Origin of the sequence: Mycobacterium pseudoshottsii JCM 15466 (genome assembly GCF_003584745.1) — a bacterium.
Taxonomy (GTDB): Bacteria; Actinomycetota; Actinomycetes; order Mycobacteriales; family Mycobacteriaceae; genus Mycobacterium; species Mycobacterium marinum.
In genome coordinates this window covers 845,842-861,078 of sequence record NZ_AP018410.1, presented here as the reverse complement: position 1 = coordinate 861,078, position 15,237 = coordinate 845,842, and the positions used below count along the sequence as shown (strand labels likewise).

General features: G+C 65.6%; 11 protein-coding genes and 4 pseudogenes. 6 read left to right on the top strand and 9 right to left on the bottom strand.

The annotated features are described in order from the left end of the window. Nucleotides 1-11: 11 nt before the first annotated feature. Nucleotides 12-1,394: a magnesium transporter gene (gene mgtE / locus MPSD_RS03910; RefSeq protein WP_086085861.1), complete on the top strand. Its 1,383-nt coding sequence runs from the start codon at nt 12-14 to the stop codon at nt 1,392-1,394. 69 nt (nt 1,395-1,463) lie between these two features. On the opposite strand, the gene fbaA is transcribed toward mgtE, so the two are convergent. Continuing rightward, on the bottom strand, nt 1,464-2,498 hold the full coding sequence (gene fbaA / locus MPSD_RS03905; protein ID WP_020788830.1) for a class II fructose-bisphosphate aldolase: 1,035 nt from the start codon (nt 2,496-2,498) through the stop codon (nt 1,464-1,466). A 100-nt stretch (nt 2,499-2,598) separates the two neighbouring features. Between fbaA and MPSD_RS03900 the strand changes: the two genes are divergently transcribed. After that, nucleotides 2,599-3,291 (top strand): DedA family protein, encoded by a 693-nt coding sequence (locus MPSD_RS03900; protein WP_020788831.1) that lies wholly within the window; start codon nt 2,599-2,601, stop codon nt 3,289-3,291. Here MPSD_RS03900 and MPSD_RS03895 read toward each other — a convergent pair. Next, nucleotides 3,280-4,395 carry a glycoside hydrolase family 76 protein gene (locus MPSD_RS03895; protein ID WP_015354361.1) on the bottom strand — a complete coding sequence of 372 codons (1,116 nt, stop codon included), beginning with the start codon at nt 4,393-4,395 and terminating at the stop codon, nt 3,280-3,282. The genes MPSD_RS03900 and MPSD_RS03895 overlap by 12 nt on opposite strands. 98 nt (nt 4,396-4,493) lie before the next feature. Further along, on the bottom strand, nt 4,494-5,819 hold the full coding sequence (locus MPSD_RS03890) for an adenylate/guanylate cyclase domain-containing protein (RefSeq protein ID WP_012392625.1): 1,326 nt from the start codon (nt 5,817-5,819) through the stop codon (nt 4,494-4,496). Nucleotides 5,820-6,295: 476 nt separating this feature from the next. Here MPSD_RS03890 and MPSD_RS03885 point away from each other — a divergent pair, with 476 nt between their 5' ends. The 3 genes from MPSD_RS03885 to eutC are packed head-to-tail and all read left to right on the top strand — an operon-like array spanning nt 6,296 to nt 9,551. Next, on the top strand, nt 6,296-7,375 hold the full coding sequence (locus MPSD_RS03885) for an amino acid permease (RefSeq protein WP_020788834.1): 1,080 nt from the start codon (nt 6,296-6,298) through the stop codon (nt 7,373-7,375). After that, a complete protein-coding gene (locus MPSD_RS03880) occupies nt 7,372-8,781 on the top strand; it encodes an ethanolamine ammonia-lyase subunit EutB (protein WP_012392623.1) in 1,410 nt (469 codons plus the stop codon). The genes MPSD_RS03885 and MPSD_RS03880 overlap by 4 nt, the downstream gene beginning before the upstream one ends. Further along, complete coding sequence (gene eutC / locus MPSD_RS03875) at nt 8,778-9,551, top strand: ethanolamine ammonia-lyase subunit EutC (protein WP_020788835.1); 774 nt, start codon at nt 8,778-8,780, stop codon at nt 9,549-9,551. Before MPSD_RS03880 ends, eutC begins: the two co-directional genes overlap by 4 nt. Before the next feature lie 2 nt (nt 9,552-9,553). On the opposite strand, the pseudogene MPSD_RS03870 reads toward eutC, so the two are convergent. Then, nucleotides 9,554-9,919, bottom strand: a pseudogene (locus MPSD_RS03870) (VWA domain-containing protein); the annotation flags it as partial. A gap of 144 nt (nt 9,920-10,063) precedes the next feature. Here MPSD_RS03870 and MPSD_RS03860 point away from each other — a divergent pair. Then, nucleotides 10,064-11,266, top strand: a complete 1,203-nt coding sequence (locus MPSD_RS03860; protein WP_420811867.1) for an ISAs1-like element IS2404/ISMul1 family transposase — start codon at nt 10,064-10,066, stop codon at nt 11,264-11,266. A gap of 20 nt (nt 11,267-11,286) precedes the next feature. Here the strand turns inward: MPSD_RS03860 and MPSD_RS03855 are convergent. The 5 genes and pseudogenes from MPSD_RS03855 to MPSD_RS03835 all read right to left on the bottom strand — a co-directional run. After that, a pseudogene (locus MPSD_RS03855) lies at nt 11,287-12,135 on the bottom strand (VWA domain-containing protein); the annotation flags it as partial. A gap of 6 nt (nt 12,136-12,141) precedes the next feature. Next, nucleotides 12,142-12,817 (bottom strand): annotated as a pseudogene (locus tag MPSD_RS03850) (SRPBCC family protein). Between the two features lie 13 nt (nt 12,818-12,830). Continuing rightward, entirely contained in the window at nt 12,831-13,709 is an 879-nt protein-coding gene (locus MPSD_RS03845; RefSeq protein WP_020788838.1) for an AAA family ATPase, read from the bottom strand. Then, nucleotides 13,710-14,349, bottom strand: a pseudogene (locus MPSD_RS03840) (nucleotidyltransferase family protein). Beyond that, a complete protein-coding gene (locus tag MPSD_RS03835; RefSeq protein WP_012392617.1) occupies nt 14,346-15,230 on the bottom strand; it encodes an XdhC family protein in 885 nt (294 codons plus the stop codon). The pseudogene MPSD_RS03840 and the gene MPSD_RS03835 overlap by 4 nt, the downstream one beginning before the upstream one ends. Nucleotides 15,231-15,237: the final 7 nt, after the last annotated feature.

Here is a 15,237-nt window from a genome sequence, read left to right as displayed (position 1 = left end):
CCGGAGCCCTGATCCACTACCCGACCGTCGAGCAATCGACTATTGATATCCGACAAGTTGTCGGCATCGGGACGCCCAAAGCCGTCGATTTGTGGCTCGATGTGGTCACCGACGCGCCGGATCGCGTCCGTGAACTTGCCTCCTTGTCCAAAGCTGAATTGGCCAAGCTCGGTGACCTGCTCGACACCACCAGCGGCGTTGAGTTGTTCGAATCGGTTGACGACATGCTGGCTGCCGAGGCGCTGCAAGCGATGGACTCGGCGGTGGCGGCCAGCCTGCTGGATGCGCTGGACTCCGATCACGCCGCCAACATTCTGCGCGAGTTCAAGACCGCCAAGCGCGATGCCCTGCTGGCCTCGCTGCCGCTGAAGCGCGCGGTTGTCCTGCGTGGCCTGCTGAGCTGGCCCGAGGACTCCGCCGCGGCGCACATGGTGCCCGAAACGCTGACCGTGGGCGCCAATATGACTGTGCTGGATGCCATCGCTACCGTGCGCGAGCACGCCGCAGGATTGCGCAGCGACTCCCGGACCACCGCCTACGTCTACGTGATCGACGCCGACTCGCATCTGTTGGGCGTCGTCGCCTTTCGGGCCCTGGTTCTGGCCGACCCCGAGCGCCTGGTATCCGAATTGATGACCGAGGATCTCATCGTCGTCTCACCGCTGACCGACAAGGAATTGGCGGCACAGACGCTGATGACTCACAACCTCATGGCGGTCCCCGTCGTCGATGGGGAAAACCGCCTGCTCGGCATCATCGCCGAGGACGAAGCCCTCGACATCACCCAGGAGGAAGCGACCGAAGACGCCGAGCGTCAGGGCGGGTCGGCCCCGCTGGAGGTGCCGTATCTGCGTGCGTCGCCATGGCTGCTGTGGCGCAAGCGCGTGGTGTGGCTACTCGTGCTCTTTGTCGCCGAGGCCTACACCGGCAGCGTGTTGCGGGCGTTCGCCGACGAGATGGAGGCGGTGATCGCGCTCGCCTTCTTCATCCCGTTGCTGATCGGCACCGGCGGCAACACCGGCACCCAGATCGCAACCACGCTGGTGCGCGCGATGGCCACCGGTCAGGTCAGGTTCCGCGATGTCCCCGCGGTACTGGTCAAGGAACTGTCCACGGGCGCACTGGTCGGCTTCACCATGGCGGTGGCCGCGGTGATCCGCGCTTGGACGCTGAACGTGGGTCCGCAGGTCACGGTGACGGTGGCCGTCACGGTGGCCGCCATCGTGGTGTGGTCATCGCTGGTGGCGGCGATCCTGCCGCCGCTGCTCAAGAAGTTGCGCATCGACCCCGCGATCGTTTCGGGGCCGCTGATCGCCACCATCGTCGACGGCACGGGGCTGATCATCTACTTCATGATCGCGCACCTGACCCTGACGCAGCTGCAGGGCCTCTGACCTGCTCCGCTAGCCGGCTCCGCTCAGCCGGCTGGCCCGGCTCCGCTCAGCCGGCTGGCCCGGCTCCGCTCAGCCGGCTAGCGACTTCCCAGCGCAGTGCAAGTCGTTGCAGGCCTCGATCACCCGTTCAGTCATCCCGGCCTCGGCCTTCTTGAGGTAGCTGCGCGGGTCGTAGACCTTCTTGTTGCCGACCTCGCCGTCTACCTTGAGAACGCCGTCGTAGTTGGTGAACATGTGCCCGACGATCGGTCGGCTGAACGCGTACTGGGTGTCGGTGTCGACATTCATCTTCACCACGCCGTACCGAAGTGCCTCCTCGATCTCGGACTTCAGGGAGCCCGAGCCGCCGTGGAAGACGAAGTCGAACGGCTTGGCGCTGTCGGGCAGCCCGAGCTTGGCCGCGGCCACCTTTTGCCCCTGGTCGAGAATGTCGGGGCGCAGTTTGACATTGCCCGGCTTGTAGACGCCGTGCACGTTGCCGAAGGTCGCGGCCAGCAGGTAGGTGCCCTGCTCACCGGCGCCCAGCGCGTCAACCGTCTTCTCGAAGTCCTCGGGGGTGGTGTAGAGCTTCTCGTTGATCTCGGCCTCGACGCCGTCCTCTTCGCCTCCGACCACGCCGATTTCGATCTCGAGAATGATCTTGGCGGCTACGGCCGCCTTGAGCAGCTCCTGCGCGATGACCAGGTTCTCATCGATCGGGACCGCCGAACCGTCCCACATGTGCGACTGGAACAACGGGTCTTTTCCGGCCGACACCCGTTCGGCGGAGATCGCCAGCAGCGGCCGGACGTAGGTGTCGAGCTTGTCCTTGGGGCAGTGGTCGGTGTGCAGCGCCACGTTGATCGGGTACTTGGCCGCGGCGATGTGAGTGAATTCGGCCAGCGCGACGGCGCCGGTCACCATGTTCTTGATACCTAAGCCGGAACCGAACTCCGCACCACCGGTGGAGAACTGGATGATCCCGTCACTGCCGGCGTCGGCGAAGCCTTTGAGCGCGGCGTTGACTGTCTCCGAAGATGTGCAGTTGATGGCAGGGAAGGCGTACGAATTCTCTTTGGCACGTCCCAGCATCTCGGCATAGACCTCGGGCGTTGCGATGGGCATGAAAGACTCCTCCTGAAGGCTGGGTGTACCCAGTATTGCAAGACCGGGGAATGTGTCCACTCCGGTGGGCCACCTGTTCAAGCCGGTATGTTGAGACACCATGAACACCGCCGAGATGGCCTTGCCGGACATTCTCGACCCGATGTATTGGCTGGGCGCCGACGGAATTTTCGGGTCCGCCGTGCTTCCCGGCATATTGCTCATCGTCTTTATCGAGACCGGTTTGCTGTTTCCGCTGCTGCCGGGCGAATCGCTGCTGTTTACCGGGGGCCTACTGGCCGCCAGTGCGCATCCACCGGTCACGATCGGTGTGCTCGCCCCGGCCGTGGCTGTGGTGGCGGTCCTGGGCGACCAGACCGCATATTTCATCGGGCGCCGGATCGGACCCGCGCTGTTCAAGAAGGAAGATTCGCGGTTCTTCAAGAAGCACTATGTGACCGAATCGCACGCCTTCTTCGAGAAGTACGGGCCCTGGACCGTCATCCTGGCCCGCTTCGTGCCGTTCGCGCGAACCTTCGTGCCGGTGATCGCCGGCGTGTCCTACATGCGCTATCCGGTGTTTCTGGCATTCGACATCGTCGGCGGGATCAGCTGGGGCGCCGGAGTCACGCTGGCCGGCTACTTCCTGGGCAATGTGCCATTTGTGCACCACAACCTGGAAAAGATCATCTTGGGCATTCTGATCGTGTCCCTGATCCCGGCCGTGACTGCGGCCTGGCGGGGCTACCGGTCGCGGCGGCGCTCCCCCAACAACGAGTCCGACTCCTCCAACCCGGTAGTGCTACCCGAGTGAGCTGACCGCCGCGACACTGTGGGCCGCCTCCATCAGCATCCAGCCCGACAGTTGCACCGACAGGTCTCGCTCGGCGATCTCCGAGCCCTGCACCGCGCCCTCGACAAACTGTGCCTGCTGCCCCTCGGCGGTGGGCAACTCGGCGTCGCGGTCCCAGAACGCCCCGAACACCGGCAGCCCGTCCGCTGTTTGCCGGCAATCCCACGCTGATTTCGCCGACGCGAGGACTATCGCGCGGGCGGTGTCGCGCGCTTGCGCGTCGTCGGCGGAATCACCCGGCAGGGTGGTGGCCACCAGAGCCAGATACCGAGCGGTGATTCCCGCGAAGAGGCCGCCGTCTCCGCCGCCCGCCCCCTTCAACACGCCTGCGGAAGCCATGTGTTCGGCAACAGCGGCGACCAGTCGATGGACGCGAGGCGCATGCCGATCGTTTCCGGTCCGCGCCGCCAGCTCCGTCTCCAAACCGAGCACCACCCCCTGGCAATAGGTGTACTGAGCGCGGACCAGCGACCCGCCCTTGATGCCGTCGAAGACCAGGTGCGTCTCCGGGTCGATCAGCGTGCGGTCGATCCAGTCACCCATCTGCTCGGCGCGAGCAAGCCGGTCGTCATAGCGGGCCAGAAATATCCCCGCCGGACCATTGGCAGGAGCATTGAAGAACTGGTCCTGCTTGCGCCACGGGATGCCGCCACCGTCCTCGGGCACCCAGGCTTTGACGAACTGGTCGGCGAGCTTGGGCAGCGCCCGGCGCCGCTGCACACCTGCTATCCGCGCCGCCCGTTCCAGTGCCAGCGCCAGCCAGGCCATGTCGTCGTAATAGCTGTTGGTCCAGGAGAAATTGTTGCGCAACCGGTGTGAGCGGACCTGCCGATTGATCCTGCTGCGCCGCTCGGCCTGCGGGTCGCGCAACTCCGCGTCGATCAGGCAGTCCAGCAGATGCGCCTGCCACCAGTAATGCCAAGTGCCGAACATGCGGTCTTTGCGTTCCGACGGCCATGACACCACGCCCAACTGGGTTCCGGGTAGCCCCCACAGCCGCTTGAAGTGACGCCCGGTGATGGCGGCTTCAGAACTCGCGGCCCGGTTCGCCCATAGCTGGTCCATAGCCCCCGATCCTGCCTCAGACATTCCGGGCCCACGCCGCCAGTGCGGCACCAGCCGGCTTGGCATCCAAGAACCAGGGTCGCAGACGTGGACGCTCGTCAATCACCGGCGGCCACGACGGACCCACCCACCGGCGATGACTCGGAGGTGCGCTCGCCGACCAGAAACCAGGTGTGCAGCATCCCCTTGCCCTTCACCGCCACGGTGCCGCGCTCCTCGAAGACAAAACGCTCCCTGAGGCGCTCGTACACATCCTGCGGAACCTGAATGCGTCCCGGGAAACCCGTGGACTCCATGCGGGCAGCGACGTTGACGGGATCGCCCCAGACGTCATAGAAGAACCGGCTGGTGCCGACCACGCCGGCCACCACCGGACCGGCCGCCAGGCCGATCCGGATCGATACCGTCTCACCGGTGTGATCGGTAAGGTGACCCACCGAATCCGAGAGGCTGAGCGCAAACCGGGCCAGCGCCTCCAGGTGGTCCGACTTGGGCTGCGGCACACCGCTCACCACGATGTAGCAGTCTCCGGAGGTCTTGACCTTCTCGAGCCCGTGGCGCTCGACCAGGTCGTCGCATTCGCCATAGAAGCGGTTCAGAAACTTCACCAGCTCCTCCGCAGTGGCGCGACTGGCGCGTTCGGTGTAGCCGGCAATATCGGCGAACAGTATCGAGACGTCGTCGTAGTTGTCGGCAATGATCTTGGTCGCCGGGTCCTTGAGCCGGGCCGCCACACTCGCCGGCAAGATGTTGGTGAGCAACGACTCCGCACGTTCATACTCGAGCTCGATGGCCTCCTTGGCCCGCTCAATCTCATTGAGCGCGTACCAGATCGTCGCCATGACTACCACCGATGCCGAAATCGTGGTGACCGCAAAGCCCGCATCGGTGGCCCAGACCGGCATCTTTCTGGCATGGAACGGGGCCACGACTCGCGCCGCGATGTTGATCACGACCCCGAAGGTCACCACCGCCGCCGCCAACATGAGGTGATCGATGCCCAGCACGAGCGCCGCAACCAACACCGACATCAGGAAGTAGAACGCGATCCCGACGTGCGAGTCGATCATCCAACTGACCACGACCAGTGACACGTTGGCGGCAATCACCAAGGCCAGCGCCGGAACCAGCTCGCCGAGCCGGTATAGCAGCGGTATCACCGCAAACACCACGGCCATTACGGCGTTGAGCGAGACCACGTACCACTGACTGGTGGCCAGCACCTCGATCACCGCGAAACTCGCGCTGACCACCGAAGCGGTGCACGCAACGATGGCAACGACGCGACGACGCCTGGTCAGGCTATCGGCGTATTGGCGGTCGCGATCGACAATCGCCGACTTCAGCCACAGCAACGGCCCGCTAAACGACCAACCGGCCGGCTCCGCTGTCAGCTCCGTGGATTCGACATCGACGTGAGCCACACCGGAAGCCTATCGGAAAAGGCCCCGAATTAACCGGCTTCACCTCGACAATTCGCAGTTCGGCCACTACCCGCGCACGATCGACGCCAATCGCCGATCCGATTTATCAAGCCCGACACGCACCCTCGCTGCGGCCGCCAAATACCGAGACCGCTGGTCCCAGAATGAATCCGGACCGCCCGCCGCGCACCGCCTCGATCCGCCACTCCCCGAAGGGTTCCCAGCGGCACCCACCGTCGTCTAAGGTGGCGCGCAGCCGATGGCGGACTGGGGCTCACGGCCCCGGTTTGCCCGTGCCCGGTCACCACCAACCGGGCGGGCTGCACCGTTGACCCAGCCGTCCCAGGCTTGCTCGTAGACCGACCGCCAACCCTTGTCGACCCGGCGCAAAAAGTTAAGTCTGTATTGCACCGGTTGGCTTTCCCGCGGGCCGGAACAGATGCTGAAGGCCCATCGATTGAACGGAGGTCGACGAGGTGGCAGGCGATCACGAGGTTGCACACCTCGCGGGGGGACACTTGGCTGGCACCGACAGCCACCTGGAGTCACCGACCTATCTGCAGAAACGACAGTTGTGGACCGGTAGTGCCGGCTGGCTGCTGCTGGCGGGGCTGGGCGTGAGCTACGTGATCTCGGGGGACTATTCGGGTTGGAACTTCGGGCTGGCGCGCGGCGGCTTCGGCGGATTGGCGATCGCGGCCGTGGTGATCGCCGCGATGTATCTGGCCTTGGTGCTCAGCATGGCCGAATTGTCCTCGGCACTGCCGGCCGCGGGCGGCGGGTACACCTTCGCCCGGCGCGCGCTGGGGCCGTGGGGCGGATTCGCAACGGGCACCGCCGTCCTGATCGAGTATTCAATCGCACCGGCGGCGATCGCCACCTTCATCGACGCATACGTACAATCGCTGGGCCTGTTCGGCATTCGCAATGGATGGTGGGTTTACCTGACCATTTATGCACTCTTTATCGGCATTCATCTGTCGGGTGTGGGTGAAGCACTGAAGGTAATGTTCATCATCACCGGTGTGGCACTCTACATCGGGCTGGCCGGTCTGGTCGCCAGCTTCTTTTCCATCATCTATGCCTACTCGCGGCAGCTGTTTGCGCTGTCGCGGGCGGGTTACCTGCCGACCGCGCTGTCGATCACCAACTCCCGCAAGGCGCCGACGCTGGCCCTGATCGTTCCCGGTGTCATCGGTTTCGCGCTGTCGGTCACCGGTGAAGGTGATCTTCTGCTGAACATGGCGGTCTTCGGAGCCACTCTCAGCTACGTGTTGATGATGATCAGCCATATCGTATTGCGGCGGCGGGCAGCCGATATGGCCCGCCCTTACCGCACCCCGGGCGGTATTGCCACGTCCGGCTTCGCATTGCTGGTCGCCGCGACCGCGCTCATTGCCACATTCCTGGTGGACACCGTGGCCGCTTTGTGCTGCCTGGGCGTATTCTGTGCGTTCATACTGTATTTCGCCTTATATAGTCGGCATCAACTGGTCGCCAATTCTCCGGACGAAGAATTGGCGGGCTCGCAAGATTTCGAAAGCGAACTGCAATGAGCTACCGGCAGACTATTTCGGGTACCACGTATGCCTTCGACGGGCTGGTCGACGTGTTGGCCAAGGCAACGCCGCTGCGCTCTGGTGACCAGCTCGCCGGCTGTGCCGCCGAACATGACGCCGAACGTGCCGCCGCCGCTTGGGTACTCGCCGACATGCCGCTGACAACGTTTCTCAGCGACGTGGTCGTGCCCTACGAAACCGACGAGGTCACCCGGCTCATCATCGACAGCCATGACCGCCAGGCATTCGCTCCGATCTCCCATCTGACGGTCGGCGGCCTTCGCGATTGGTTGTTGGACACCGCGGCTCGCGACGACAGTGCGGCACGCATCGCGGCGATCGCGCCGGGCCTGACCCCGGAGATGGTTGCCGCGGTCTGCAAGATCATGCGCAATCAGGATCTGATTCTGGTCGCCGCGGCCACGACCGCCACCGCCGCCTTCCGCACCACCATCGGGTTGCCGGGCCGGCTCGCCACCCGGCTGCAGCCCAACCATCCCACCGACGACCCGCGTGGAATTGCGGCCGGGATGCTCGACGGCTTGCTGATGGGCTGCGGCGACGCCGTGGTCGGCATCAATCCGGCGACCGACTCGCCTCAGGCAACCGCGGACCTGCTTCACCTTCTCGATGACATCCGGCAACGTTTCGAGATCCCCATGCAGTCGTGCGTGCTGTGCCACGTCACCACCACCACGGAATTGATCGACAAGGGTGTGCCCGTTGACCTGGTGTTCCAGTCCATCGCCGGCACCGAGGGCGCCAATTCCAGTTTCGGTGTGAACATCCCAATGTTGTTGGAAGCCAACGAAGCCGCGCGGTCGCTGGGCCGCGGCACCGTTGGCGACAACGTCATGTACCTGGAGACGGGACAGGGTTCGGCCCTGTCTGCCGGTGCGCACCTGGGCACCGGTGGCAAGCCCGTCGATCAGCAGACATTGGAGGCGCGGGCCTATGCGGTGGCCCGGACGCTGCAGCCGCTGTTGATCAATACCGTGGTCGGATTCATCGGTCCGGAGTACCTCTACGACGGTAAACAGATCATCCGGGCCGGGCTCGAAGACCACTTCTGCGGGAAACTACTGGGCCTGCCGATGGGCGTCGACGTCTGCTACACCAACCACGCCGAAGCCGACCAGGACGATATGGATACGCTGCTCACCCTGCTGGGCGTGGCGGGCGCGGCCTTTGTGATCGCCGTCCCCGGCGCCGATGACATCATGCTGGGCTATCAAAGCCTGTCGTTTCACGATCCGTTGTACGTGCGACAGGTGCTGCGGCTGCGCCCCGCACCCGAATTCGAAGCCTGGCTAACCGGTCTGGGGATGGCCGACGCCAACGGACGGATTCTGCCCATCGATCTGGCGACCTCGCCGCTGCGGGCATTGGCAACCGGTGCATGAACGCACCGGACGCACGGGCCGCCGATGAGGTGTGGGCATTGCTGCGCGACGTCACCCAAGCGCGCATCGGACTCGGCCGCGCCGGCAACTCATTGCCCACCCGGCGGGTCCTGGAGTTCCAGGCCGCCCACGCCGCCGCGCGGGACGCCGTGCACGACCCGCTCGACGTCGCAGGGCTCACCGAACAGGTCCGCGACCTGGGCCTCGGCGCACCGCTGGTGGTGCGCAGTCAGGCCAGCTCACGTAGCGAGTACCTGCGCCGGCCTGATCTAGGCCGCGCTCCGGCGGACCTGTCCATCCTGCCCAACACCGGCGCCGGCATCGGCATCGTGCTCGCCGACGGCCTATCGCCTCGCGCCCTCACCGATCACGGCGCCGGCCTGCTGGGTGCGCTGGTGCGCGAGTTCCATGACCGCTATCGCATTGCCCCGCCAGTGATCGCGACCCAGGCGCGCGTTGCCCTCGGCGACCACATCGGTCAGGCGCTGGGAGTGCGCACGCTGCTGGTGATCATCGGCGAACGCCCCGGGCTATCGGTTGCGGACAGCTTGGGCATCTACCTGACGCACCTGCCGAGACCGGGTTTGACCGATGCGGATCGAAACTGCATCTCCAACATCCACCCTCCCGACGGCCTCGACTACCAGACCGCCGCCGGCATCGCCGCTGCCCTGGTCACCGGGGCCCGTAAACTCGGCCGCTCAGGGGTGGCCCTCAAAGACACCTCGCGCACCGAACTGACCGCCGACGACACGCTCGGCATCGGCTGACGTCACCGCAGATCGCCGCCCAGCGCCCGGAGCAACTGCTGTACCCCGGTCAACGAATGCGCCGGCAAGAACAGGTCACAGTAGGGCAGCGCCGCGGCCATCGAGCCGGTCAGCGGCTCGAAATCGCTCTGTGCCGCACGCGGATTGAGCCAGACCAGCAACTGGGCGCGCCTGCGCACGCGAGCCAGCGCGTGACACAGGACCTTAGGTGCTTCGCTGTCCCAACCGTCGGAGGCAATGATCACCACCGCGCCGCGTAACGCGTTGCCGTGCGGCGGTTCCAGCAGCGCACCGACACTACGACCGATAAAGGTGCCGCCATACCGGTCGGCTACCTTCGCATTCGCCCGGTCCAGGGCCACCTCCGCCCAGGGCTCCGGCGTTGTTGATTAGCAGGCTTGTGAGCTGGGTTGATGATCTTTGGTGCCGCGCTATTGGGGCCGGAGTGTAGGCACGGGCTATCTGGAGAACGATCGAGTTGGTTACTGTTCGTCGTTGGTCTGGAGTTGCCCGTGCCTACCGTTTCAGTATTGCCTGTGTCGTCGGTTCCAGAGGTGTTCGACCGCTGGAGTCCTGGTGAGCGCAGCGAGCTCATCGGATCGGAGTTTCTCGATGTGTTGGCCTCGGTGCCAGACCCGAGGGACCCACGCGGTCGGAGGTATTCGCTGATGGCTTTGTTGGCGATCGCGGTTCTGGCCACTGCCGCGGGGATGCGCGGCTATGCTGGTTTTGCCACATGGGCGGCCACCGCTCCCGATGATGTGTTGGCCCAATTAGGGGTCCGGTTCCGGCGGCCCAGTGAGAAGACCTTCCGCGCTGTTTTGTCTCGGCTAGACCCCGCCGACCTCAACGCCAGGATGGGCAGTTACTTCACTGCACACGTGGCCAGCAGCGACCCCAGTGGATTGGTGCCGATCGCGTTGGACGGCAAGATGCTGCGTGGTGCTTTACGCGCCAAAGCGACAGCCACGCATCTCGTGTCGGTGTTCGCCCACCGTGCCCGATTGGTGCTCGGTCAACTCGCTGTCGCCGAGAAAAGCAATGAAATTCCCTGCGTACGTGCCCTGCTCACGCTGCTGCCGGGTAGCTTGCGGTGGCTGGTCACCGTGGATGCGATGCATACCCAGGTCGTCACCGCGAAGTTGATCTGCGCCACCTTGAAGTCGCACTACCTGATGATCGTCAAGTCCAACCAAGCCAAAATACTTGCGCGTATCACCGCGCTGCCCTGGGCCGAGGTGCCCGCAGCCGCTACCGACGACTCCCGCGGCCACGGCCGTGTCGAGACCCGCACCCTGCAAATCATCACCGCTGCACGAGGAATCGGCTTCCCCTACGCAAAACAAATCATCCGGATCACTCGTGAACGCTTGATCACCGCCACCGACCAGCGCAGCGTGGAGGTGGTCTATGCCATCTGCAGCCTGCCGTTCGAGCACGCCCGCCCTACCGCGATCATGACCTGGATGCGTCAACACTGGGGAATCGAGAACAGCCTGCACTGGATACGCGACGTCACCTTCGACGAAGACCGTCAAAGGGCACATACCGGAAACGGCGCACAGGTCCTAGCAACGCTACGCAACACCGCGATCAATCTGCACCGCCTCAACGGCGCCGACAACATCGCCGAAGCCTGCCGGATCACCGCTTTGACCGCCAACCGCCGCCTAGACCTCCTCAATCCACAATTCCCCAGCTCACAAGCCTGCTAATCAACAACGCCGGAGCCCTGCACCTCCGCCGAACGATGAGCCAGCACCGGGGTGAGCCGGGTCAGCGAGGTCGAAAACGCGAAGACCTCCGGGCGAATGCCGGGTTGGCGCGCCACCAGCGCCCGCATGAGATGCAGATAGATCGCCGCATAGGGCTGCATCGAGCGGCTTACGTCGCAGAGCAACACCACCCTCCTGGGCCGTCGGCGCGGCCGGATCCGCGCCAGGCGCACCGCTTCCCAGCCGGTGGCGCGCGAAGCGTTCATCGTGGCTCGCAAGTCGATGCGCTTGCCGTGCGGGCTGGACTCGAAGCGCAGGCTGCGCCGGCGCGGCCAGCGCGCCACCGTCGACTCCAGCCAGCCACCAATACGCCGCAAGTCTTCGGCGTCGAATTGGTCGAACGGTTCCTCGGCGAGTGCGGCGATCCGGCTGGGCAGCAAGTCGGGCAACTTGATGCTGGGTCGAACACTTCCGTCCTGATCCCCGACCCGGCTGGCCCAGGGCAGCGGTTGGCCGCCGGCGGCACCGGAGGGCCCGCCGTTGCGATGCACGATGCCGGCCGCCGGTGTCTTGGGGCCCGGCAGCGGCCGGGCAGCATCGGCCGCCTCAGGCCCGGCCGCATCGAGCGCGCCGAACACGGCGGCAAAGGCGAGGTCAAAGGCAACCAGATCCTCCATCCGATTGACCAGGGTCAACCTCGCGGCCCAATACAGCGCGGACCGGGAGTCGGGCACCAACTGCCGCATTGCCTGCACAAAATTCGCCTGACCGCTGGCCGACACCAGCACCCCGACCCCGCGCAGCCGTGCCACCAGCGCGGCGGCGAACGCCGCCAGGTCGACGCCGCGCAGCAGCAACGGAGCGGTCATCGGCGTTCAGCCCCGTCTGCGCAGCACCCAGATCAGCACCAGCACGGCCAGCACAGCCAGCACGGCGGGGCCATACTTCTTGAGCTGGTCACCGCCGGCGAGCTCGAGCAGATCGATCGGCTCGGGCTCCGCAGACGTGGTGGGCTTGCGGGCCTCGACGGGCCGCGGCTGCGGGCTGACCGGGCTTTCCGGACTTCCGGGGCTTTCCGGGCTTTCGGGAGCCGCCGTCGCGGCATTGCGGGAGGCCAGTTCGGCTTCCAGCGAGTCCACGAATTGACCGAGCAACTTCTCCGACACCTGCTGCAGCATTCCGCTGCCGAACTGCGCCAGCTTGCCGACGATCTTCAGGTCGGTGTCGACGGTGACCTGGGTGCGCTCGCCCGCCTCCGCCAACTGAGCGGTCACCGTCGCGGCCGCGTTGCCGGTGCCGCGCGACTCCTTGCCCTTGGCGTCGATGACCGCGCGATGCTGATCGCGATCCCGCTCAACGAAATGCACCTTGCCGCTGAACTCACTGGTCACCGGCCCCACCTTGACCTTGACCTTGCCGAGGTAGGCGTCGTCCTGGTGACCGGTCAGCTGCGCGCCGGGCATCAGCGGGATCACCTGCTCCAGGTCGCACAGCACATCCCCAGGCCTGCTCGATCGGCGCGCTGACGGTGAACTGGTTGGCGATCTTCATTCGATGAGTCCTCTCATGTTCGGCTGTATTCGGTCAACGCGTCGCGTATCAGGGTTCGGTCATCAGGAGTCTTGGCCAATGCCCCGAGACTGGCCAATGCCGATGCGTCGACGAGGTCCGCGACACCCAGCGAGACCAGTGCGGCGACCCAGTCGATAGTCTCGGCCACGCCCGGCGGCTTGTCCAGATCGAGATCTCGTGCGCTGCCGACGAATTGAGTGGCATGCTCGATCAGCGCGGCGCGGGCCCCGGGAACCGTCCGCCGCACGATCGCGGCCGCCCGAGCCGGCTCCGGGTAGTCGATCCAGTGGTACAGACAACGCCGGCGCAACGCGTCATGCAGATCGCGGCTGCGGTTGGAGGTCAACACCGCGATCGGCGGCAGCGGTGCAACGAAGGTGCCTAATTCGGGAACCGTCACCGCCGCCTCACCGAGGAACTCCAGTAGCAGCGCCTCGAATTCATCGTCGGCCCGGTCAATTTCGTCGATCAGCAGCACCGGCGGTGTCGAGCCGCGATGGCGCACGCACTGCAGGATGGGCCGATCCACCAGATACGCCTCGCTGTACAGATCGGCCTCGGAGATATCGGCGCCACGCGCCTCGGCGAGCCGGATGGACAACAGCTGGTGCTGGTAGTTCCAGTCGTAGAGCGCCTCGTTGGCGGTCAGCCCTTCATAGCACTGCAGCCGGATCAACGAGGTATCCAAAACCGCGGCAAGGGCTTTCGCAGCGGTCGTCTTACCCACACCGGGCTCACCCTCGAGCAGTAGCGGGCGCCCGAGGGTGACCGCGAGATAGATGGCCGATGCGGTCCCGGTGTCCAGCAGATAGTTCTGCGCGTCGAACCGGCGAACCACATCTTGGGGGTCTGCAAAGGTCGTCACGCTCATTCAAGGCACCGATTCCACGAGCCGCCGGTAGTCGTCCCAGGTATCCACGTCCAACGGTACCGAATCGTCCACCACCAGTTCCCGCACCGGGTGCCGGCCGGATTGAATGAGCTTCCACACTCCCTTATCGCCGTGCAGCTGTGTTAATTCACCGAATAGTCTGCGGCTAAACCAGAATGGATGCCCGATTCCATCGTTGTACCGGCACACCATGAGGTCGCAGCCCGGCCCCTGGCCGACCAGGCGGGCGACGGTGGCCGGGTCGACGCCCGGCTGATCCCCAAGCATCAGCACAATGCCGGCGGATTGCGGATCCACCCGTCCCAGCGCAACGCGCAACGCGCAACGCGCAACGCGCAACGCGCAACGCGCAACGCGCAACGCGCAACGAAGCCGAACACCCGGCACCAAAGTCCTCGACCGTCACCACCTCGGCCTCATCCAGCGGCACCAGCGCGCGGACCCGTTGGGCGGCCCCGCCCAGGGTCACGATCAGCTGATCGAATCCGGCGCCCCGCGCTACCCGCAGAGTAGCCCCGAGCAGCGTCGTATCGCGATAAGACAGCAGCTGTTTCGGCGTGCCCAGACGACGGGATCCGCCGGCCGCCAGCACCACACCGGTGATGCTAGGCGCCCTCACGCGCCGCCGTTTCTGTCGCTGAACGCCGTTCGGCATGCGGGGCAGCAGAACCAGTAGTCGGCACCCGCCAGCCGCAGGTGTTCGGTCGCCGGCCCGATCAGGACCGTCATCCCGCACACCGGGTCCACCGCCTCGGCGGCAGTCGCATCCACCGGCGCGGGCCGGCCCCCGCCGCCGGCGCGCACCGCCGCAATGATTTCGGCGGCGATGGCCACCGCGATCTCGGCGGGCGTCTTGGCACCGATAGCCAGTCCGACCGGGGTGCGGATGCGCGCCCGCTCGGTCGCCGAGAGGCCCAGCGAGTCCAGGACCGCGGCGCCACGGACCTTGCTGGCCACCAGACCGATGTAGCCAACGCCGTTATCCAATGCCGCGCGGATGTTTTCGGCTTCCGGGCCGCCATGGCTGGCGATCACGACGGCAGTCGGCAAGGCGGCGGCGCCGACCGGGTCGCTGTCGCGGCGGGCGTCGTAGCCCAGCACGCCGCAGACCTCGATCAACGCCTCGGCGATCGGCGTGGCACCGTAGATTCGGACCAGCGGCGCCGGCAGCTGCGGGGTCAAGAAGATCTCCAGCGACCCGCCCGACAGGCACGGATTGACCACCACGCATGCGCCGGGGGCTTCGGGGAAGTGCACGTCCCCATCGGGAAGCACGCGCAGCAGCACACTTTCGCCCGCCTGAAGCACCCCCAACGCCGCCTTGCGAACGGAGTTCTGCGCGCACTGCCCGCCGACGAAGCCCTCGATAGTGCCATCGGGCAACAGGATCGCCTCGTCACCGGGGTAAGCCGAGGTCGGCGGCTGGGCTCGGACCACCGTGGCATGCACAAACGGTGTCCGCGCAGCCAGCAGCTGCGCCGCCCGCTCACTAATGGTCATCTGCAAC